Raw genomic sequence first — 20,804 nt, 5'->3', positions numbered from 1 at the left:
TCCGCGGCACCCGCCGCAGGCCAGGAGCAGCTCGCCGCAGTCCGCCGTAGTACGTCCGAGCACGTCAGGCCCCGTTTCGGGCCCCTTCCGGGGGCCCGGAACGGGGTCGGCGGACTCACCCGACCGGGGATGCCCAGCACCTTCAGGGCATCCCCGGTCGTTGTTCCTGTTCGTTCCTGTGATTTTCCCTGCGTGGCTGGTCATTCCTACTGGGGCCGCCTCGCCGGTAAAGTGGCGGACACTGCCATCAGTCAGATACCTCAGAGACCTCTCCGCGGTGACGCGGGGGCTGCAGGAGGCACCGTGCTCACCGCGTTCGCCCGGGCGTTCAGGACGCCCGACCTGCGCAAAAAGCTGCTGTTCACGCTGAGCATCGTGGTGGTCTACCGCCTCGGCGCCCATGTCCCGGTGCCCGGCATCGACTACACGGTGGTCAATCAGTGCATCAAGGAGACCAAGGGGAGCAACAGCCTCTTCGGTCTCGTGAACATGTTCAGCGGCGGCGCGCTGCTCCAGCTCACCATCTTCGCGCTGGGGATCATGCCGTACATCACGGCGAGCATCATCCTGCAGCTGCTGACGGTGGTGATCCCGCGCCTGGAAGCCCTGAAGAAGGAGGGCCAGGCCGGGCAGACCAAGATCACCCAGTACACCCGGTACCTGACGGTGGCGCTCGCGGTGCTCCAGGGCACCGGCCTGGTGGCCACCGCCCGCTCCGGCAGCCTGTTCTCCAGCTGCTCCAACCGGTTCGACATCGTCCCGAACCAGTCGATCTTCACCACGATCACGATGGTCACCACCATGACCGCCGGCACCGTGGTGATCATGTGGCTCGGTGAGCTGATCACCGACCGCGGCATCGGCAACGGCATGTCGATCCTGATGTTCGTCGCCATCGCGGCCGGCTTCCCCGGCTCGCTGTGGGCGATCAAGGTGTCCGGCACCATCGCCGGCGGCTGGGTGGAGTTCCTCGCGGTCATCGCGGTGGGTCTGGCGATGGTCGGCCTGGTGGTGTTCGTCGAACAGGCCCAACGGCGCATCCCGGTCCAATACGCCAAGCGCATGATCGGCCGTCGCTCGTACGGCGGTACCTCGACGTACATTCCACTCAAGGTCAACCAGGCCGGTGTGATCCCGGTCATCTTCGCCTCGTCGCTGTTGTACATCCCGGCGCTGGTGGTCCAGTTCTCCGGCTCCACGGCGCCATGGGCCCAGTGGATCAGCCGGAACTTCACCAAGGGCGACCACCCGGTCTATATGCTGGCGTACTTCCTGCTGATCGTCTTCTTCGCCTTCTTCTACGTGGCCATCTCGTTCAACCCCGAGGAAGTCGCGGATAATATGAAGAAGTACGGAGGCTTCATCCCCGGTATCCGGGCCGGCCGGCCCACGGCCGAGTACCTGAGCTACGTGCTCAACCGGATCACCTGGCCGGGGTCGCTGTACCTGGGTCTGATCGCTCTGGTACCCACGGTCGCCATCGCGGTCTTCAACGGAAGCAACCAGAACTTCCCGCTGGGCGGCACCAGCATCCTGATCATCGTGGGTGTGGGTCTGGAGACCGTGAAGCAGATCGAGAGCCAACTCCAGCAGCGCAATTACGAAGGGTTCCTCCGCTGATGCGCATCGTCCTGGTCGGGCCCCCCGGCGCCGGCAAGGGTACGCAGGCCGCGTTCCTCGCCAAGAACCTGTCCATCCCGCACATTTCCACGGGAGACCTGTTCCGCGCCAACATCGTGCAGGGCACCGAACTGGGCAAAAAGGCGAAAGCCTATATGGACGCCGGCAATCTGGTGCCGGACGAGGTCACCATCGGCATGGCGGAGGACCGGCTGGACCAGGCCGACGCCGCCGAGGGCTTCCTGCTGGACGGCTTCCCGCGCAACGACCACCAGGCCCGCGCGCTGGACGCGTACCTGACCGGCAAGGGCATCGCGCTGGACGGCGTGCTCGACCTGGAGGTCCCCGAGGACGAGGTGGTCAAGCGGATCGCCGGCCGCCGCACCTGCCGCAACAACAGCGCGCACACCTTCCACGTGGAGTACAAGAAGCCCCAGGTGGACGGCGTGTGCGACGAGTGCGGCGGGGAGCTGTACCAGCGCACCGACGACGCCGAGGACAAGGTGCGCAACCGGCTGGAGGTCTACCACCGCGAGACCGAGCCGATCATCGACTACTACAAGCAGCAGGGCCTGGTCGTGACCATCTCCGCGCTGGGTCCCGTGCACGAGGTGACGCAACGCGCCATGGAGGCGCTGCGCAGCGACGGCGGCGAGCGCTAGCCGGCGCGCGTATCGGTATCGCAATCGGCCGTGGTGCCCGGGTGGGCGCCACGGCCGTATCGTTGAACAGGCATGTACACGCACCGCAGAGGAGGGCGACAGCCGCGATGGTGGAGATCAAGACCCCGGACCAGATCGCCAGGATGCGCGCGGCCGGGCTGGTGGTCGCGGCCATCCACCAGGCAACCCGCGCGGCCGCGGTGCCCGGCGCCACCACCAAGGACCTGGACGAGGTCGCGGCCAAGGTGCTGGCCGACCACGGCGCCAAGCCCAATTTCCTCGGCTACGGCGGCTTCCCCGCCACCATCTGCACCTCGGTGAACGACGTGGTCGTGCACGGCATCCCGGACCGGGAGACGGTGCTCAAGGACGGCGACATCATCTCGGTGGACGCCGGCGCCATCGTGGACGGCTGGCACGGCGACGCGGCCTTCACCTGCTTCGTCGGCAGCGGGCACGCTCCCGAGCTGCACGAGCTGAGCCGAGTCACCGAGGAGTCCATGTGGGCCGGCATCGCCGCGTTCCGCAAGGGCAACCGGCTGGAGGACATCTCCCGGGCCATCGAGTCGTACATCCGCCGCCAGCCGCGCCCCGCCGCCGGTCAGCACGGCTCCGGGAAGTACGGCATCGTCGAGGAGTACGGCGGCCACGGCATCGGCACCCAGATGCACATGGACCCGCACCTGCTGAACTACGTCAGCAAGAAGCGCGGCCGCGGCATCAAGCTGGTGCCCGGGGTGTGCCTGGCCATCGAGCCGATGGTCACCCTCGGCTCGCCCGCCACCCACGTGATGTCCGACGAGTGGACCGTCAAGACCGTCGACTCCTCCTGGGCCGCCCACTGGGAGCACTCGATCGCCCTCACCGACCAGGGCCCGCTGGTGCTGACCGCCCCCGACGGCGGCCGGGCCAAGCTCGCCGAGTACGGGATCACCGCCGCCCCGGACCCGCTGGCCTGAGCCGGCCGGGCACGGACCAGGGCGGGGGAGCCCGGAACCGGGCCGGTGACCGCCCCGAGGACGGTTGAAACCGGTCCCGATTCGTCTTTGCAGGATCCTTGCCGTAGACTCATACGTCGGCCCCGCGTGTCTTCCGGCATGTCCGGAGCCGACCCCGGTAGCCGATCCCCGAAAGCAGGACATGGCCAAAAAGCAAGGCGCCATCGAGATCGAGGGCACCGTGATCGAGTCTCTGCCGAACGCGATGTTCAAGGTGGAGCTGCAGAACGGTCACAAGGTCCTCGCGCACATCAGCGGCAAGATGCGGATGCACTACATCCGGATCCTCCCGGATGACCGGGTCGTCGTGGAGCTGTCTCCGTACGACCTGACGCGCGGACGGATCGTCTACCGGTACAAGTAACCCCCTGTGGATCCAACGACCCGGAGTACCTCAGTCCCATGAAGGTCAAGCCGAGCGTCAAGAAGATCTGCGACAAGTGCAAGGTGATCCGCCGCCACGGCCGGGTCATGGTCATCTGCGACAACCTGCGCCACAAGCAGCGCCAGGGCTGACGCACCCCCGACCGAGCCACCGCACTCGCAGAACTCCGCGCGACGCACACACGTACATACGCAGCACCCATCCCCTGCACGGTGTTCATACCGTGTTTCGTACAAGGGCGATGACACCCCCGGTGGAGGCCGGGGACCCGGTCCGTACCTGGTACGGCGGTCGGGAGCCGGTGCTGTGGAAGACCTCCGCAACCACCAGGAGCCAGCAGAATGGCACGCCTTTCAGGCGTTGACCTCCCGCGCGACAAGCGCGTGGAGATCGCCCTCACCTACGTCTTCGGCATCGGCCGCTCCCTGTCCCAGCAGGTGCTCAAGGAGACCGGTGTCAACCCCGACATCCGCGTCCGCGACCTGACCGAGGAAGACCTCGTCAAGCTGCGCGAGTACGTGGACACGAACTACAAGACCGAGGGTGACCTCCGCCGGGAGATCCAGGCCGACATCCGCCGCAAGGTCGAGATCGGCTGCTACCAGGGTCTGCGCCACCGCCGTGGCCTGCCGGTGCACGGCCAGCGCACCCACACCAACGCCCGCACCCGCAAGGGTCCGCGTCGCGCGATCGCCGGCAAGAAGAAGCCGGGCAAGAAGTAGTCCGCAGCAGGACCACGTCAGCGGTCTTCGCCGCAGGACCGACCACCTCCACCTGGGAGATAGCACAAAGATGCCGCCCAAGGGCCGTCAGGGCACCGCTGCCAAGAAGGTGCGCCGCAAGGAAAAGAAGAACGTCGCGCACGGGCACGCCCACATCAAGAGCACGTTCAACAACACCATCGTCTCGATCACCGACCCGCAGGGGAACGTGATCTCCTGGGCCTCCGCCGGCCACGTCGGCTTCAAGGGCTCGCGCAAGTCCACCCCCTTCGCCGCGCAGATGGCCGCCGAGTCGGCCGCCCGCCGCGCGCAGGAGCACGGCATGCGCAAGGTTGACGTCTTCGTCAAGGGCCCCGGCTCCGGCCGGGAGACGGCGATCCGCTCCCTCCAGGCCACCGGCCTCGAGGTCGGCTCGATCCAGGACGTCACCCCGACCCCTCACAACGGCTGCCGCCCGCCCAAGCGCCGCCGCGTCTGACCAGGCTGAAACAGGAGATACGAGACTCATGGCGCGTTACACCGGGGCCGACTGCAAGCGTTGCCGTCGGGAGAAGCAGAAGCTCTTCCTCAAGGGAGCCAAGTGCGAGAGCGCTAAGTGCCCGATCGAGATCCGTCCTTACCCCCCGGGTGAGCACGGACGGGGCCGCACCAAGGACAGCGAGTACCTGCTCCAGCTGCGCGAGAAGCAGAAGTGCGCGCGCATCTACGGTGTCCTCGAGAAGCAGTTCGTGAACTACTACAAGGAAGCGAACCAGAAGACCGGCAAGACCGGTGAGAACCTGCTTCGCATCCTCGAGACCCGTCTCGACAACGTGATCTACCGGGCCGGCTTCGCCAAGTCGCGCGACCACGCCCGGCAGCTCGTCCGGCACGGTCACATCACCGTCAACGGCCGCAAGACCGACATCCCGTCGGCCCGCGTCGCCGTGAACGACATCGTCGAGGTCCGCGAGTCCTCCCGGAACCTGGTTCCCTTCCAGGTCGCCCAGGGCGAGGCCGGCGACAAGACGGTGCCGGCGTGGCTCGAGGCGAACGCCTCCCGCCTGCGGATCCTCGTGCACAGCCTGCCCGAGCGCCAGGTGATCGACACCCAGGTGCAGGAGCAGCTGATCGTCGAGCTCTACTCGAAGTAACCGGGGCACGGCGTCACCCTCCGGGGCCGGCGCCGCACTCCGGGTCACGGGCGGTGCGGCCGTCACGGGTCCGTCATGGACTCGGGCCGTGCCGCCCGTACCCTCGTAGTACTGGGGGCGTCAAATAGCGGGCGCCCACGACTGAAGGACCGAACACATGCTGATCGCTCAGCGACCCTCGTTGACCGAGGAAGTCGTCGACGAATTCCGTTCCCGGTTCGTGATCGAGCCGCTGGAGCCGGGCTTCGGCTACACCCTCGGCAACTCCCTGCGCCGTACGCTCCTCTCCTCGATCCCGGGTGCCGCGGTCACCTCCATCCGGGTCGACGGGGTCCTGCACGAGTTCACCACCGTGCCGGGCGTCAAGGAGGACGTCACCGACCTCATCCTCAACATCAAGCAGCTCGTCGTCTCCTCGGAGCACGACGAGCCGGTCGTGATGTACCTGCGCAAGCAGGGCCCGGGTGTGGTCACCGCCGCCGACATCGCGCCGCCGGCCGGTGTCGAGGTGCACAACCCCGACCTGGTGCTGGCCACCCTGAACGCCAAGGGCAAGCTGGAGATGGAGCTGACCGTCGAGCGCGGTCGCGGCTACGTCTCCGCGGTGCAGAACAAGCAGCAGGGCCAGGAGATCGGCCGGATCCCGGTCGACTCGATCTACAGCCCCGTACTCAAGGTCACCTACAAGGTCGAGGCGACCCGTGTCGAGCAGCGCACCGACTTCGACAAGCTGATCGTCGACGTCGAGACCAAGCAGGCCATGCGGCCGCGTGACGCCATGGCGTCGGCAGGCAAGACCCTGGTCGAGCTGTTCGGACTGGCCCGCGAGCTCAACGTCGACGCCGAGGGCATCGACATGGGCCCGTCCCCCACGGACGCCGCCCTGGCCGCGGACCTCGCGCTGCCGATCGAGGAGCTGGAACTCACCGTCCGCTCCTACAACTGCCTCAAGCGCGAGGGCATCCACTCGGTGGGCGAGCTCGTGGCCCGCTCCGAGGCGGACCTGCTCGACATCCGCAACTTCGGCGCCAAGTCCATCGACGAGGTCAAGGCCAAGCTCGCCGGCATGGGCCTCGCCCTCAAGGACAGCCCGCCCGGATTCGACCCCACGGCTGCCGCTGACGCCTTCGGCGCCGACGACGACGTGGACGCCGGCTTCGTCGAGACCGAGCAGTACTGAATCGAATAGCGTGAGCCCGGAGTAGTCAGGGGCGCGGGGAACTGCGCGACCAGCCCTACTTCGGGCCGCGGGTCGCTACCGGCCCAAAGGGGCAATTGCTGTCGCATCCGGACCACCGGCCGGTGACCGGTTGCTCGCGCAGGGGGCACCCCCGGACGGAGTCTGGGGGACCTCGCGCCCCTTCGGGGCACTCCCGGCGAACCCGCAGAGAATTCCGGGCCCGCACCCGCAGGCTCGGCACTGACATCGGTACCTGGTACGGCCGGTGCAGCGAGAAGGAGAAGGAAATGCCTCAGCCCGCCAAGGGCCCCCGTCTGGGCGGCAGCGCCGCCCACGAGAAGCTGCTGCTCGCGAACCTCGCGAAGTCGCTCTTCGAGCACGGACGGATCACCACCACCGAGGCGAAGGCCCGCCGGCTGCGCCCGGTCGCGGAGCGCCTGATCACCAAGGCGAAGAAGGGCGACATCCACAACCGTCGCCAGGTGCTGCAGACGATCACGGACAAGAGCATCGTGCACACGCTCTTCACCGAGATCGGCCCGCGGTACGCCAACCGCCCCGGCGGCTACACCCGCATCACCAAGATCGGCAACCGTCGTGGCGACAACGCCCCGATGGCCGTGATCGAGCTGGTCGAGGCGCTGACCGTGCAGCAGTCGGCGGTCGGCGAGGCCGAGGCCGCCACCAAGCGGTCGGCCAAGGACCGCGCCGGTGACGAGGCGGTCGCCGAGCTCAAGAAGGACGAGGCGATCGAGGACGCGAAGCCCGAGGCTTCGGCCGAGGAGCCGGAGGACGCCGCGCCCGCGGACGAGGACTCCAAGGACGCCTGAGCGCGCCCGTGGACGGGCCCGTACCCCTGGGGGTGCGGGCCCGTTCCGCATCACGCAGCCTTTTCATCGCACTGCCCCGAGGAGCGACACGCACGTGACCGACGACCCCGCCCCCGGATTCGTCCGGGTCCGGCTGGACCTCTCGTACGACGGGGCCGACTTCTCCGGGTGGGCCCGGCAGCGCGAGCGGCGGACCGTGCAGGGCGAGCTGGAGGACGCCATCCGTACGGTGCTGCGGCTGGACGAACCGGTCGAGCTCACCGTCGCCGGCCGCACCGACGCGGGCGTGCACGCGCGTGGTCAGGTGGCGCACGTGGACCTGCCGGAGGCCGTCTGGGCGGCGGAGCGGGATCGGCTGCGGCGGCGGCTGGCCGGACGGCTGCCCTGGGACGTACGGGTGTGGCGCGCGGTCCAGGCCCCGCCGGGCTTCAACGCCCGCTTCTCGGCCATCTGGCGCCGCTACGCCTACCGGGTCGCCGACCACCCCGGCGGCGTGGATCCGCTGCTGCGCGGGCACGTGCTCTGGCACGACCGGCCGCTGGACGTCGCCGCCATGAACGTCGCCGCCGACCTGCTGCTCGGCGAGCACGACTTCGCCGCCTACTGCAAGAAGCGCGAGGGCGCGACCACCATCCGTACCCTCCTCGACCTGCGCTGGGAGCGCACCGCCGGGGACATAGCGGTGGCCACGGTCCGAGCCGACGCCTTCTGCCACAACATGGTGCGCGCCCTCGTCGGCGCCCTCCTCCTGGTCGGCGACGGGCACCGTCCCCCCGGCTTCCCCGGCGAAGTCCTGGCCGGCCGCGTCCGCCACTCCGCGGTCAACGTCGTCCGCCCGCACGGCCTCACCCTGGAAGAGGTCGGCTACCCCCCGGACGACCAGCTCGCGGCCCGCAACCTCGCTTCTCGGAACCTCCGCACGCTGCCCGGTTGCCCTTGAGGAAGTAGGGCAACCATCAGGGGCGCGGGGTCCCCCAGACTCCGTCCGGGGGTGCCCCCAGCGCGAGCAACCACATGCAGCCGGTGGTCCGGACACGACAGCAACTGCCCCTTCGGGACGGGGGCGACGTGCAGCCGCACCGTGGCTGAGCGCGCCCAGGCGGCGCCAGCCGCATATCAACTACAGCCCGGCGCCCCTTCAGCTACTCCCGGGTGACGGCACTCCGTCAGTTGCGCGCGGGATCAGCCGCAGCAGCGTCCCGCCCCCGCTGAATGATCCGCTCGAACGCAAAGTTCGACGCGTCATTGGCCGCCTGCAGGGCCACCGTGTCCTGCGCGGTGATCGTCTTGTTGTCCTTCAGCCCGGCGATCGCGAAATACGCGTAGCGACCGACCGCGTTGGAGGTCATCCGGCAGGCCACGGCGTGGCAGAAGTCACGGACCCCGCCACCGTTGAGCGGGGCGACGTACTGCGCGACCTTCTGGAGCTTCTTCGCGTGGGCGGTGTCGTCGAAGACGGCCACGCCGATGGTGACGGCGACCGTGCCGTTGACGTAGGTGGCCCGGATCAGCCGGCGGCAGCCGTTCGCGGGCAGGGCCTGGGCGAGGGTGCCGCGGGCGCCGGCGGCGCAGCTGACGGTGACGGCGTCGGCGGTCCGGACGTAGGGGCGGCCGTCCATCACGAACTGCTTGCCCGGGAAGAGGGTCGCCGGGCTCAGCGGTGCCTTGTCCTTGGCGGCGGTGCCCAGGTAGTCCAGCGGGTTCGCGGGCGGCGGCGGGGCCACGGAGCTGAAGGACGGCTCCGGCGGCAGCGGCTGCGTGCTGGCCGCGCTCGCGGACGCCGAGGGGCCGCCGGACGCCGAGTTCGAGCTCTTGCCGGACATGACCACGGCGGTGGCCACACCGCCGGCGATCACCGCGACCGCGACGATGCCACCGGTGAGCATCATCACCTTGCGCCGTCGTGCGCCCGAAGCCTCCTGCTCCTCGGCGAGGGCTCCCCAGTCCGGCGTGCCCGGGCCGCTCGCCGGCGGTGCCGCGGGGCCCGGTCCGGTCCGTGGGGCCGCGGCCTGCGGCGGGAACGGCGCGGGGCCCTGCGGGGGCTGCTGGCCGTATCCGGGGCCGCCCTGCTGCTGGGCGCCCCCCTGCGGTCCGTAGCCGGGCTGCGGCTGCTGCTGTCCGCCGGCGCCGGGGCCGTACCCGCCCTGGTTCTGCTGTCCGCCAGGGCCGCTCGGGCCGCCCTGTCCTTGTGGCGGCTGCGGCGGCGACTGCTGCTGCCAGGAGGAGTCACCGGCCTGCCGCGGGCCGTGACTCCGGCGTGGGTCCGGTACGGAGCGCTGCTGCGCCGCCCGCGAGGGGATGACGCGCCCTTCCAGTACCTCGCGCCTGCCGTCGGCCGGAGCCGAGCCGGAGCGGGGGTCCTGCGGGGGCTGCTGCTGCCCGGGGCCTTCAGTCATGTCGCGCATCATATTGCCGTACGTGGCTTCTCCGTACGGGAGTGGCGGGAGCGGCGCCGGCCGCCACTGTGACCGCGGCCACGTGCGGGAAAAGGATTTGGGCCGCACCCTGGCGCCCGGGACAATTCCGGGCATGGGCCATGTGGAAGCCGCGCACGTCGAGTACTACCTGCCGGACGGCCGGGCGCTGCTCGGTGACGTCTCGTTCCGGGTCGGGGAGGGCGCCGTGGTGGCGCTGGTGGGCCCGAACGGCGCGGGGAAGACCACCTTGCTCAGGCTGGTCTCGGGGGAGCTGGCCCCGCACGGCGGAAGCGTGGTGAGCAGCGGGGGACTGGGCGTGATGCCCCAGTTCGTGGGCAGCGTCCGCGACGACCGTACCGTCCGTGACCTGCTGGTATCGGTCTCGCACCCGCGGATCAGGACCGCGGCCGCCGCGGTGGACGCGGCCGAGCTGGCGATCATGGCGCAGGACGACGAGCCGGCGCAGATGGCGTACGCGGAAGCGCTCGGCGAATGGGCCGAGGCCGGCGGGTACGAGTCGGAGATCCTGTGGGACATGTGCACGACCGCCGCGCTGGGCGTGCCGTACGACCGCGCCCAGTGGCGGGAGGTGCGCACCCTGTCCGGCGGCGAGCAGAAACGCCTGGTGCTGGAGGCGCTGCTGCGCGGCCCGGACCAGGTGCTGCTGCTGGACGAGCCGGACAACTATCTGGACGTCCCCGGCAAGCGCTGGCTGGAGGAGCAGCTCGCCCAGACCCGTAAGACCGTGCTGTTCGTCAGCCACGACCGGGAGCTGCTCTCGCGCGCCGCGCAGCGCATCGTCAGCCTGGAGACCGGCCCGGCCGGCACCACCGTCTGGGTGCACGGCGGCGGCTTCGGCACCTATCACGAGGCCCGGCGCGAGCGCTTCGCCCGCTTCGAGGAGCTGCGCCGCCGCTGGGACGAGGAGCACGCGAAGCTCAAGGCGATGGTGCTGCGGCTGCGGCAGCAGGCGTCCATCAGCCCCGACATGGCCTCCCGCTATCACGCGGCGCAGACCAGGCTGCGGCGGTTCGAGGAGGCCGGCGCCCCGCAGGAGCCGCCGCGCGAGCAGGACATCCGGATGCGGCTGAAGGGCGGCCGTACCGGGGTGCGTGCCGTGACCTGCGCCGCGCTGGAGCTGACCGGCCTGATGAAGCCGTTCGACCTGGAGGTCTTCTACGGCGAGCGGGTCGCGGTGCTCGGCTCCAACGGCTCCGGCAAGTCGCACTTCCTGCGTCTGCTGGCCGGTGACACGACGGTCGCGCACACCGGCTCGTACACCCTGGGCGCCCGGGTCGTACCGGGCCACTTCGCGCAGACGCACGCGCACCCGGAGCTGGCCGGCCGCACGCTGGTGGACTTCCTGTGGACCGAGCACGCGCGCGACCGCGGACGGGCGATGTCGGTGCTGCGCCGCTACGAGCTGGAGCGGCAGGGCGACCAGCCCTTCGACAAGCTCTCCGGCGGCCAGCAGGCCCGCTTCCAGATCCTGCTGCTGGAACTCGGCGGCACCACCGCGCTGCTGTTGGACGAGCCCACCGACAACCTGGACCTGGAGAGCGCGGAGGCGCTGCAGGAGGGCCTGGAGTCGTACGACGGCACGGTGCTCGCGGTCACGCACGACCGCTGGTTCGCCCGCACCTTCGACCGCTTCCTGGTGTTCGGCGCCGACGGCGTGGTCCGCGAGACGCCCGGGCCGGTGTGGGACGAGCGGCGGGTGGAACGGGAGCGGTGACGGCCTGCCCTCCCCCAGAGCCTTCGGCCTGGGAGGTACCCCCACCGGGGGCGCGCGGGTTCTGGCCACGCGTTTTGACCCCCGAACGCACCGCCGGGTATTCTTGCGGTTCGTCTGCGTATTGGCTTGCTCTATCTCACGCGAGGGGCCCTTACGCCGGTCCACCGGGCCGATGACCAGCGGAGGGAACACGGTTGCGTCGCCGTGTCCTCGCGGGCTGTTGTGGTCGTCTGGGTGGCCTTGTCAGGACCCTGAACTCTGAGAAGAAGCGAAGGCTACGACCGTGCGTACGTACAGCCCCAAGCCCGGCGACGTCCAGCGTCAATGGCACGTCATCGACGCCCAGGACGTCGTCCTGGGCCGCCTGGCCTCCCAGGCCGCCACCCTCCTGCGTGGCAAGCACAAGCCGATCTACGCCCCTCACGTCGACACCGGTGACTTCGTCATCATCATCAACGCCGACAAGGTGCACCTGAGCGGCAACAAGAAGACCCAGAAGATGGCCTACCGCCACTCGGGCTACCCCGGCGGTCTGCGCTCGATCCGCTACGACGAGCTGCTGGAGAAGAGCCCGGAGAAGGCGGTCGAGAAGGCCGTCAAGGGCATGCTGCCGAAGAACTCCCTGGGCCGTCAGATGCTGACCAAGCTCAAGGTGTACGCGGGCGACCAGCACCCGCACGCCGCGCAGCAGCCCGTGCCGTTCGAGATCACCCAGGTCGCGCAGTAGTCCCGGCCACTGAGCAGCGGAAAGAATCTAGGAGTATCCGTGGCTGAGACCACTCCCGAGACCCCCGTCGAGGGCGAAGAGTCCTACGAGGAGATCACGACCTTCGAGTCCGAGCCGGTGGAGTCGGAGTACACCTCCGAGTCCCTGGCCTCGCGCTTCGGTGACCCGCAGCCGGCCGCCGGCACCGGTCGCCGCAAGCGGTCCATCGCCCGCGTCCGGATCATCCCGGGCAGCGGCAAGTGGAAGATCAACGGCCGCACCCTCGAGGGCTACTTCCCCAACAAGGTGCACCAGCAGGAAGTCAACGAGCCGTTCAAGGTCCTGGAGCTGGACGGTCGTTACGACGTCGTCGCCCGGATCAGCGGCGGCGGCATCTCCGGCCAGGCCGGTGCGCTGCGCCTGGGCGTCGCCCGTGCGCTCAACGAGGCGGACGTGGACAACAACCGCGGCCCGCTGAAGAAGGCCGGCTTCCTGACCCGTGACGACCGCGCGGTCGAGCGGAAGAAGGCCGGTCTGAAGAAGGCGCGCAAGGCGCCGCAGTTCAGCAAGCGCTGATCGCCTCCGGCGGCCACCCGGCACAGCCGGGACCGCCCGGCAGGCACCACCGGTCCGCCGGCACCGTCAACGCCCCGGAGGCACACCGATGCCTCCGGGGCGTTCGCATGACGGGCGAGAGGCGTATATCTGTGGTTGTACGACCATCTGCGTCGTACGCGTACGGACCCGGGCGAGCCGCACCGGCCGTACGCCGACCACCACATCCGAACACCGGCCGTCATTCCGGTCCGGCGTGCACGCCGTACCGGCGCCCTGTCCGGCACCTCGTATCACTCGTATCGGAGGAAACACCAGTGGGACGACTCTTCGGCACCGACGGGGTGCGCGGAATCGCCAATGCCGACCTCACCGCCGAACTGGCGCTGGGCCTGTCCGTCGCGGCGGCCCACGTGCTGGGCGAGGCCGGCAGCTTCGCCGGGCACCGGCCGGTGGCCGTGGTCGGGCGGGACCCGCGGGCGTCGGGCGAGTTCCTGGAAGCCGCCGTGGTGGCGGGTCTGGCCAGCGCGGGCGTGGACGTCCTGCGGGTCGGTGTGCTGCCCACCCCGGCGGTGGCGTATCTCACCGGCGCGCTGGGTGCCGACCTCGGCGTGATGCTCTCGGCCAGTCACAACGCCATGCCGGACAACGGCGTCAAGTTCCTGGCCCGCGGCGGCCACAAGCTGGATGACGAGCTGGAGGACCGGATCGAGGCGGTCTACGCCGAGCACCGCACCGGCGCCCCCTGGAGCCGTCCCACCGGCGCCGGTGTCGGCCGCGTCAAGGACTACGACGAGGGCTTCGACCAGTACGTCGCCCACCTCATCGGGGTGCTGCCCAATCGGCTCGACGGGCTGAAGATCGTCCTGGACGAGGCGCACGGCGCGGCCTCCCGGGTCTCGCCCGAGGCGTTCTCCCGGGCCGGCGCCCAGGTCGTCACCATCGGCGCCCAGCCCGACGGGCTCAACATCAACGACGGCTGCGGCTCCACCCACCTGGACCTGCTGAAAGCCGCGGTGGTCGAGCACGGCGCCGACTTCGGCATCGCGCACGACGGCGACGCCGACCGCTGCCTGGCCGTGGACGGTGCGGGCCAGGAGGTCGACGGCGACCAGATCATGGCCATCATCGCCCTGGCGCTGCGCGAGCGCGGCGCGCTGCGGGAGAACACCGTGGTCGCCACTGTGATGTCCAACCTCGGCTTCAAGCTGGCGATGGAGCGCGAGGGCATCCGGCTGGTGCAGACCGCGGTCGGCGACCGCTACGTGCTGGAGGCCATGAAGGAGCACGGCTACGCGCTCGGCGGCGAGCAGTCCGGCCACGTCATCGTGCTCGACCACGCCACCACCGGCGACGGCACCCTCACCGGCCTGCTGCTGGCCGCCCGGGTCGCCGCCACCGGCCGCTCGCTGGCCGACCTCGCCGCCGTCATGCAGCGGCTGCCGCAGGTACTGATCAACGTCCCCGACGTCGACAAGAGCCGGGTGAACACCTCTGCGGAGCTGTCGGCCGCTGTCGCCGAGGCCGAGGCGGAACTCGGCGCCACCGGCCGGGTCCTGCTGCGGCCCTCCGGCACCGAGCCGCTGGTGCGGGTCATGGTCGAGGCCGCGGACATCGACCACGCGCGGGCGGTCGCGCAGCGGCTGGCGGACGTGGTGAAGTCGGCGCTCGGCTGAAGTCGGCACCGGCCTGACCTGGCCGGGGGCGTGCGCTGATGAACGCACGCCCCCGGCTCACAGCTTGCGCAGGGACAGCCGCTGCACCTTGTGCTCCGGGCCCTTGCGCAGCACCAGCGTGGCCCGGCTGCGGGTCGGCAGGATGTTCTGCGTCAGGTTCGGGTGGTTGACGGTGCGCCACATCAGCCGCGCGTAGTCCAGGGCCTCCTCCTCGGCCACCTGGGTGTATGTACGGAAGTACGAGGAGGGGTCCTGGAAGGCGGTTTCGCGCAGCTTGCGGAACCGCCCCAGGTACCAGCGCTCGATGTCCTCGGTGCGGGCGTCCACGTAGACGCTGAAGTCGAAGTAGTCGGCCAGGCCGATCCTGGTGCGGCCGTCCGTGCCGGGCAGGGCGGGCTGGAGGACGTTCAGGCCCTCCACGATGAGGATGTCGGGGTTGCGCACCGTCAGGGTCTGGCCGGGCACGATGTCGTAGCTCAGGTGCGAGTAGACGGGCGCGGTCACCTCGGGTCGGCCGGCCTTCACGTCGGCGACGAATCGGGTCAGGGCGCGCCGGTCGTACGACTCCGGGAACCCCTTGCGGGCCATCAGGTCGCGCCGCTTCAACTCGGCGTTGGGCAGCAGGAAGCCGTCGGTGGTGACCAGTTCCACCCGGGGGTGCTCGGGCCAGCGGGCGAGCAGCGCCTGCATCAGGCGTGCCGTGGTGGACTTGCCGACCGCGACGCTGCCGGCCACCCCGATCACGAAGGGCGTGCCGCTCTGCCGCGCGCCCTGCGCCCCCGCCGCGCCGCCCAGGAAGGTGTTGAGGGCGCCGCGCAGGCCGCTGTGGGCCCGCACGTACAGATTCAGCAGCCGGGACAGCGGCAGGTACACCTCCACCACTTCCGCCAGGTCGACCACGTCGCCCAGCCCGCGCAGCTTCTCCACTTCGTCGGCGGTGAGCGGCAGTGGCGTCCGGTCGCGCAGGGCACTCCACTGGTCCCGGGTCAGGTCGACATACGGGCTGGTGGGGGCGGTGGCTGAGGTCATGACAGGAGTTTTCCACAGGGGGTCGGCGGGCTGTGCATGGGCCGGGGGCGGGCCTCGGTAAGGTGGCCGGCATGCGCGGGTACGAGGGCGAGGCGGCGGGCGGGGCGCGCGCCGGCGGCCGGTTCGGGGCGGGGGCCGGGGAGCGGCCGGTGACGGCCGGGTGATCGTCGGGGTGGGCATCGACGTCGCCGAGATCAGCCGGTTCGGCGAGGCCCTGGAGCGTACGCCGGGGATGGCCGAACGCCTCTTCAACCCGGACGAGCTGCACCTGCCCGGGGGAGAGCGGCGCGGTATCGCCTCGCTGGCCGCCCGGTTCGCCGCGAAGGAGGCACTGGCCAAGGCGCTGGGTGCGCCGCCCGGGCTGCACTGGCTGGACGCCGAGGTCGTCAGCACGCCCTCCGGCCGCCCGCACCTCACCGTCCGCGGCACGGTGGCCGCGCACGCCGCGACCCTCCACATCACGACCTTTCACCTGTCCTTGTCCCACGACGCGGGGATCGCCTCGGCGGTCGTCGTCGCGGAGGCGTAGCGGACCCGCGGGTCTGCCTTTCCGCCAGACCCTTCCGGGGCCGTGCCGCCGCGCGAAGGAGGGCGGGGCGAGGGGAGGATGGGGGAAACCGGAGCGCGCGGGAGGTACGGGATGAGGCTGGGGCACAGCGTGGAGGTCGTGCGGGCGGCGGAAGGGGCGCTGATGGCGCGGCTGCCGGAGGGCACGCTGATGCAGCGGGCGGTGGCCGGACTGGCCGCGGTGTGCACCCAGGTGCTGGACGGGGTGTACGGCGCGCGGGTGGTGGTGCTGGCCGGGAGCGGGGACAACGGGGGCGACGCGTTGTTCGCGGGCGCCCGGCTGGCCCGGCGCGGGGCGGGCGTCACCGCGGTGCTGCTCACGCCCGACCGTGCCCACGCCGGTGGCCTGGCGGCGCTGCGGGCGGCGGGCGGACGGGTCGTCGGCGTCGAGGACGGCCCGGCCGTGATCGCCCGGGCCGCGCTGGTCCTGGACGGCATCACCGGCATCGGCGGCAAGGGCGGCCTGCGCGCGCGGGCCGTACCGCTGGCCGAGGCGGCGCACCGGTCCCGGGCCGCGGTCGTCGCCGTGGACCTGCCCAGCGGGGTGGACGCGGACACCGGCGAGGTGCACGGGGCGGCGGTGCGGGCGGACGTGACGGTCACCTTCGGCACGCACAAGCCGGCCCATCTGATCGACCCCGCGGCCGAGTTCGCGGGCGTGACGCACTTCGTGGACATCGGCCTCGGCCCGGAGCTGGCCGGCCCGGTGCTGGAGGCGCTCCAGCACGCCGACGTGGCCGCGTTGCTGCCGCGCCCGGCCGGGGAGAGCGACAAGTACCGGCGCGGCGTGATCGGGGTGGTCGCCGGGTCGCGGCGCTACCCGGGCGCGGCGGTGCTCGCCGTCTCCGGGGCGCTGCGCGGTGCGGCCGGCGGGGTGCGGTACGTGGGGCCCGTGGGTGACGCGGTGCTGGCCCGGCACCCGGAGACCATGGTGTCGAGCGGTTCGCCGCACCAGGCCGGCCGCGTGCAGGCGTGGGCGGTCGGGCCCGGCCTCGGTGACGGCGCGGACGCCCGCGCGGCGGTGGCCGAAGTCCTCGCCTCGGACGTCCCGGTCCTGGTCGACGCGGACGGTCTCCGGCTCATGGACCCGGAGACCGTACGGGGCAGGACGGCGCCCACCTTGCTCACGCCGCACGCCGGGGAGGCCGCGGCCCTGCTCGGCTGGGCCCGCGAGGACGTGGAGGCGCGGCGCCTCACGGCGGTCCGTACCCTCGCGGAGCGGCTGCGCGTCACCGTCCTCCTGAAGGGCTCCACCACCCTGATCGCCGACCCCGACCCCGACGTCCCCGTCCGGGCCAACCCCACCGGCGTGTCCTGGCTCGCCACCGCCGGCAGCGGCGACGTCCTGTCCGGCATCACCGGCTCCCTCCTCGCCGGCAGCCTCCCCACCCGCGACGCGGCCTCCTGCGGCGCCTATCTCCACGGACTCGCCGCACGTGTCGCCCGGGGTCCCTTGTCCGCCCTCGACGTCGCCGACGCCGTCCCCGAGGCCTGGCGCAGCGTCTACGTGTGAGCGGTTCGCTGCCCGGGCCGAGCTTTTCCGGGCGCGGTTCGCCGCATGGGCTGTGCCTTTCCGGGCGCGGTTCGCCGCACGGGCCGAGCATTTCCGGGCGCGGTCCGGGTGGGGGCTGATGCCCCCGCCCGACCTTCCCGCCGCTGTGGTTGCCCGCGCCCACGCGGCGCCAGCCGCAGATCAAACCCAGCCCCGCGCCCCTGGGCGTGTGGGTCCTCCGCTTGGGCGGCCACCAGCTCGGGGGGTTCGGTTCGTTGCCGGGTGCCGGTGGGTGTGTGGCTGGTCGCGCAGTTCCCCGCGCCCCCTTTGGGTGCCGTTCTCCCGTCGGGCCCGCAGCCCCTTCGGGGCGCGTCCCTTCGTCCGCCCGCACCCTTCAAGGCACGGCCCTTCCCCTCAGCCCGCCCTCGTCAACAGGTGCCGTCCCCCTGCCCGCGTGGGCCCTTCAGCCTGCCGTCCACCTGGCCCCTCCCGTTCCTCGAAGGGCGCCGTCACCCCGTCCGCCCGCGCTCGCAAAAGGTGCCGTTCTCCCGTCCTCCCAAGCCTCTTCAAGGTGCCCTCCCCCCTCCACCTCGGGCCTTTCCGGCCGCCGCGTGGGCACCGTTGTCATGGCCTGCCGGGATGCCCGGGAGCGGGCCTGAGAGACTGGGCGGTAATGGACGGCATGATGGGTGGGCCCGGGGCGCGGGTGCGGGCTTGGGCGGAGATCGATCTGGGCGCGCTGCGGGCGAATGTGGCGGCGTTGCGGGCGAAGGCGCCCGGGGCCGCGTTCATGGCCGTGGTCAAGGCGGACGCCTATGGGCACGGGATGGTGCCGTGCGCGCGGGCGGCGCTGGAGGCGGGGGCGCAGTGGCTGGGAGTGGCCACGCCGGATGAGGCGCTGGCGCTGCGGGCGGCCGGGGTGGGCGGGCGCGTGCTGTGCTGGCTGTGGACGCCCGGCGGCCCGTGGCGGGAGTGCGTGGAGGCCGACGTGGAGGTGACGGTGAGCGCGTCCTGGGCGCTCACCGAGGTGACCGCGGCGGCCCGCGCGGCCGGCCGTACCGCGCGGGTCCAGCTCAAGATCGACGCGGGCCTGGGCCGCAACGGCGCCCAGCCCGCCGAGTGGCCCGCCCTGACCCGGGCGGCGCGGGCCGCCGAACGCGACGGGCTGATCAAGGTCACCGGCGTGTGGGCGCACTTCAGCTGCGCGGACGAGCCGGGCCACCCGGCGATCGACCGCGAACTGGAGGTTTTCCGCCGCGCGGTGGCGCAGGCCGAGGACGCCGGCCTGACCCCGGAGGTGCGGCACATCGCGAACTCGCCCGGCACCCTGACCCTGCCCGAGTCCCACTTCGACCTGGTCCGGCCGGGCGTGGCGATGTACGGCATCTCGCCGGTGCCCCAGGTCGGCGGCCCCGCGGACTTCGGGCTGCGGCCGGTGATGACCCTGCGGGCCCGCCTCGCCTCGGTCAAGCGCGTCCCCGGCGGACACGGCGTCAGCTACGGGCATCACTACGTCACTCCGGGCGACACCACGCTTGCGCTGGTCCCCGTGGGGTACGCAGACGGTGTGCCGCGGCATGCCTCGTCCGCGGGCCCGGTGCTGGTCGCCGGGAAGTGGCGCACGGTCGCGGGACGGGTGGCGATGGACCAGTTCGTGGTGGACCTCGGCGGTGACGCCGCGGTGGCGGGTGACGAGGCGGTGCTGTTCGGCCCCGGCGACGCGGGCGAGCCCACCGCCGAGGACTGGGCCCGCGCCTGCGGCACCATCGCCTACGAGATCGTGACCAGGATCGGACCGCGGGTGCCGCGGGTGTACGTGGACGGCCGGCCGTGACGCCCGCACCCGCCGGCCCGCCGGCCCGCACGGGGGGCCGCTGACCGCCATGGCCGAGGTGAAGTGGGAACGCGCCGGCCTGGTCGGCGCCGCGATCGGAGTGGTGGCCGCCGGAGCCGCCGCGGGCGTGGCCATCGAACGGGCCACCGTGAGCCGTTCGGTACGCCGCAAGGCCCGCCTCGCGCTGGACGCCGCCGGCCCGTACGGGACGCTGCGCGGCACCCCGGGCACGGCCGCCGCCGAGGACGGCACCCTGCTCTACTACGAGGTCGAGGAGGCCGAGGCCCCCGAGCCGCCCGCCGAGCCGGTCCGCCGCGGCCGGGGCTGGCTGCGCCGCCAGGGCGTGAAGGCCGGGCCGCCGCCCGCGCCGGTCACCGTCGTCTTCTGCCACGGCTACTGCCTGAGCCAGGACTCCTGGCACTTCCAGCGGGCCGCCCTGCGCGGTGCGGTACGAGCCGTCTACTGGGACCAGCGCAGCCACGGCCGCAGCGAGCGCGGCCGCGACCAGGCGGCCGGCCGGCCGGTCACCATCGACCAGCTCGGCCGGGACCTGAAGGCCGTGCTGGACGCGGTGGCGCCCGAGGGCCCGCTGGTGCTGGTCGGGCACTCGATGGGCGGCATGACCGTGATGGCGCTGGCCGACCAGTTCCCCGAGTACGTCAAGGAGCGGGTGGCGGGCGTCGCCCTGATCTCCACCTCGGCCGGCAAGCTGGCCGCGGTGAGCTTCGGGCTGCCGGCCGCCGGCGCCCGCGCCTTCCGGCTGCTCGCCCCCGGCGTGCTGAAGGTCCTGGGCAGCCAGGCCGACCTGGTCGAACGCGGCCGACGGGCCACCGCCGACCTCTTCGCCGGAATAGTCAAGCGCTATTCCTTCGGCTCGCAGGACGTGGACCCCGCGGTCGAACGGTTCGCCGAGCGGCTGATCGAAGCCACCCCGATCGACGTGGTCGCCGAGTTCTACCCGGCCTTCGCCCTGCACGACAAGGTCGACGCGCTCGCCGGGTTCACCGCCGTGCCCGCCCTCGTACTGGCCGGCGACAAGGACCTGCTCACCCCCAGCGCGCACAGCGCGGAGATCGCCGAGAAGCTGCCGGACGCCGAACTGGTTGTCGTCGAGGGCGCCGGCCACCTGGTGATCATGGAACGCCCCGACCTGGTGAACAACCGGCTCGCGTCAGTCGTCGCGCAGGCTGCCGACGCGGTACGGGCCCCCGTACCGCAAGAGCTTCGTGACCTGATGGCTGCCCTCGACAAGTAGCATGCGAC

At 71.6% G+C, this 20,804-nt stretch carries 21 protein-coding genes; 19 read left to right on the top strand and 2 right to left on the bottom strand.

The window, feature by feature from the left end; genetic code table 11:
* The first annotated feature begins 303 nt into the window (after positions 1-303).
* From secY to truA, 11 genes are all read left to right on the top strand, one after another.
* The gene (gene secY / locus ITX44_RS09465) at positions 304-1,620 is read left to right on the top strand and encodes a preprotein translocase subunit SecY (RefSeq protein WP_205356616.1); all 1,317 of its coding nucleotides are present in this window, start codon (positions 304-306) and stop codon (positions 1,618-1,620) included.
* Entirely contained in the window at positions 1,620-2,282 is a 663-nt protein-coding gene (locus ITX44_RS09460) for an adenylate kinase (RefSeq protein ID WP_205356615.1), read from the top strand. The genes secY and ITX44_RS09460 overlap by 1 nt, the downstream gene beginning before the upstream one ends.
* Before the next feature lie 107 nt (positions 2,283-2,389).
* A complete protein-coding gene (gene map, locus ITX44_RS09455) occupies positions 2,390-3,241 on the top strand; it encodes a type I methionyl aminopeptidase (protein ID WP_205356614.1) in 852 nt (283 codons plus the stop codon).
* Between the two features lie 181 nt (positions 3,242-3,422).
* Entirely contained in the window at positions 3,423-3,644 is a 222-nt protein-coding gene (gene infA, locus ITX44_RS09450) for a translation initiation factor IF-1 (RefSeq protein WP_003956442.1), read from the top strand.
* Between the two features lie 38 nt (positions 3,645-3,682).
* Positions 3,683-3,796 (top strand): 50S ribosomal protein L36, encoded by a 114-nt coding sequence (gene rpmJ, locus ITX44_RS09445; protein WP_003956441.1) that lies wholly within the window; start codon positions 3,683-3,685, stop codon positions 3,794-3,796.
* Positions 3,797-4,006: 210 nt separating this feature from the next.
* Positions 4,007-4,387: a 30S ribosomal protein S13 gene (gene rpsM, locus ITX44_RS09440; RefSeq protein ID WP_205356613.1), complete on the top strand. Its 381-nt coding sequence runs from the start codon at positions 4,007-4,009 to the stop codon at positions 4,385-4,387.
* Between the two features lie 70 nt (positions 4,388-4,457).
* Positions 4,458-4,865 carry a 30S ribosomal protein S11 gene (rpsK, locus tag ITX44_RS09435; RefSeq protein WP_205356612.1) on the top strand — a complete coding sequence of 136 codons (408 nt, stop codon included), beginning with the start codon at positions 4,458-4,460 and terminating at the stop codon, positions 4,863-4,865.
* A 28-nt stretch (positions 4,866-4,893) separates the two neighbouring features.
* The gene (gene rpsD, locus ITX44_RS09430) at positions 4,894-5,520 is read left to right on the top strand and encodes a 30S ribosomal protein S4 (protein ID WP_205356611.1); all 627 of its coding nucleotides are present in this window, start codon (positions 4,894-4,896) and stop codon (positions 5,518-5,520) included.
* Between the two features lie 157 nt (positions 5,521-5,677).
* Positions 5,678-6,700 (top strand): DNA-directed RNA polymerase subunit alpha, encoded by a 1,023-nt coding sequence (locus ITX44_RS09425; protein WP_031524756.1) that lies wholly within the window; start codon positions 5,678-5,680, stop codon positions 6,698-6,700.
* Positions 6,701-6,987: 287 nt separating this feature from the next.
* Positions 6,988-7,530: a 50S ribosomal protein L17 gene (gene rplQ, locus ITX44_RS09420; RefSeq protein WP_205356610.1), complete on the top strand. Its 543-nt coding sequence runs from the start codon at positions 6,988-6,990 to the stop codon at positions 7,528-7,530.
* A gap of 94 nt (positions 7,531-7,624) precedes the next feature.
* Complete coding sequence (gene truA / locus ITX44_RS09415) at positions 7,625-8,470, top strand: tRNA pseudouridine(38-40) synthase TruA (RefSeq protein WP_205356609.1); 846 nt, start codon at positions 7,625-7,627, stop codon at positions 8,468-8,470.
* A 226-nt stretch (positions 8,471-8,696) separates the two neighbouring features.
* Here truA and ITX44_RS09410 read toward each other — a convergent pair whose 3' ends face one another.
* Complete coding sequence (locus ITX44_RS09410) at positions 8,697-9,926, bottom strand: hypothetical protein (protein ID WP_205356608.1); 1,230 nt, start codon at positions 9,924-9,926, stop codon at positions 8,697-8,699.
* Positions 9,927-10,059: 133 nt separating this feature from the next.
* Here ITX44_RS09410 and ITX44_RS09405 point away from each other — a divergent pair, with 133 nt between their 5' ends.
* The 4 genes from ITX44_RS09405 (at position 10,060) to glmM (ending at position 14,619) form a co-directional block, all read left to right on the top strand.
* Entirely contained in the window at positions 10,060-11,682 is a 1,623-nt protein-coding gene (locus ITX44_RS09405) for an ABC-F family ATP-binding cassette domain-containing protein (protein ID WP_205356607.1), read from the top strand.
* A gap of 283 nt (positions 11,683-11,965) precedes the next feature.
* Positions 11,966-12,409, top strand: coding sequence for a 50S ribosomal protein L13 (gene rplM / locus ITX44_RS09400; RefSeq protein WP_205356606.1), 444 nt, complete (start codon positions 11,966-11,968; stop codon positions 12,407-12,409).
* A 39-nt stretch (positions 12,410-12,448) separates the two neighbouring features.
* Positions 12,449-12,964 carry a 30S ribosomal protein S9 gene (gene rpsI / locus ITX44_RS09395; RefSeq protein WP_205356605.1) on the top strand — a complete coding sequence of 172 codons (516 nt, stop codon included), beginning with the start codon at positions 12,449-12,451 and terminating at the stop codon, positions 12,962-12,964.
* 296 nt (positions 12,965-13,260) lie between these two features.
* A complete protein-coding gene (gene glmM, locus ITX44_RS09390) occupies positions 13,261-14,619 on the top strand; it encodes a phosphoglucosamine mutase (protein WP_205356604.1) in 1,359 nt (452 codons plus the stop codon).
* Positions 14,620-14,676: 57 nt separating this feature from the next.
* On the opposite strand, the gene coaA is transcribed toward glmM, so the two are convergent.
* Positions 14,677-15,648, bottom strand: coding sequence for a type I pantothenate kinase (coaA, locus tag ITX44_RS09385; RefSeq protein ID WP_205356603.1), 972 nt, complete (start codon positions 15,646-15,648; stop codon positions 14,677-14,679).
* A gap of 160 nt (positions 15,649-15,808) precedes the next feature.
* Here coaA and ITX44_RS09380 point away from each other — a divergent pair, with 160 nt between their 5' ends.
* The 4 genes from ITX44_RS09380 to ITX44_RS09365 all read left to right on the top strand — a co-directional run bounded on the left by ITX44_RS09380 (position 15,809) and on the right by ITX44_RS09365 (position 20,796).
* A complete protein-coding gene (locus ITX44_RS09380) occupies positions 15,809-16,177 on the top strand; it encodes a holo-ACP synthase (RefSeq protein WP_205356602.1) in 369 nt (122 codons plus the stop codon).
* 111 nt (positions 16,178-16,288) lie between these two features.
* Positions 16,289-17,728, top strand: a complete 1,440-nt coding sequence (locus tag ITX44_RS09375; protein WP_205356601.1) for an NAD(P)H-hydrate dehydratase — start codon at positions 16,289-16,291, stop codon at positions 17,726-17,728.
* A gap of 652 nt (positions 17,729-18,380) precedes the next feature.
* Positions 18,381-19,541, top strand: coding sequence for an alanine racemase (gene alr / locus ITX44_RS09370; RefSeq protein WP_236060276.1), 1,161 nt, complete (start codon positions 18,381-18,383; stop codon positions 19,539-19,541).
* Positions 19,542-19,590: 49 nt separating this feature from the next.
* The gene (locus ITX44_RS09365) at positions 19,591-20,796 is read left to right on the top strand and encodes an alpha/beta fold hydrolase (protein ID WP_205356600.1); all 1,206 of its coding nucleotides are present in this window, start codon (positions 19,591-19,593) and stop codon (positions 20,794-20,796) included.
* Positions 20,797-20,804 lie beyond the last annotated feature (8 nt).

Origin of the sequence: Actinacidiphila acididurans (genome assembly GCF_016918855.1) — a bacterium.
Lineage (GTDB): Bacteria > Actinomycetota > Actinomycetes > Streptomycetales > Streptomycetaceae > Actinacidiphila > Actinacidiphila acididurans.
Note: the sequence above shows the minus strand (reverse complement) of the source record. Positions and strands in the feature narration are given on the sequence as shown.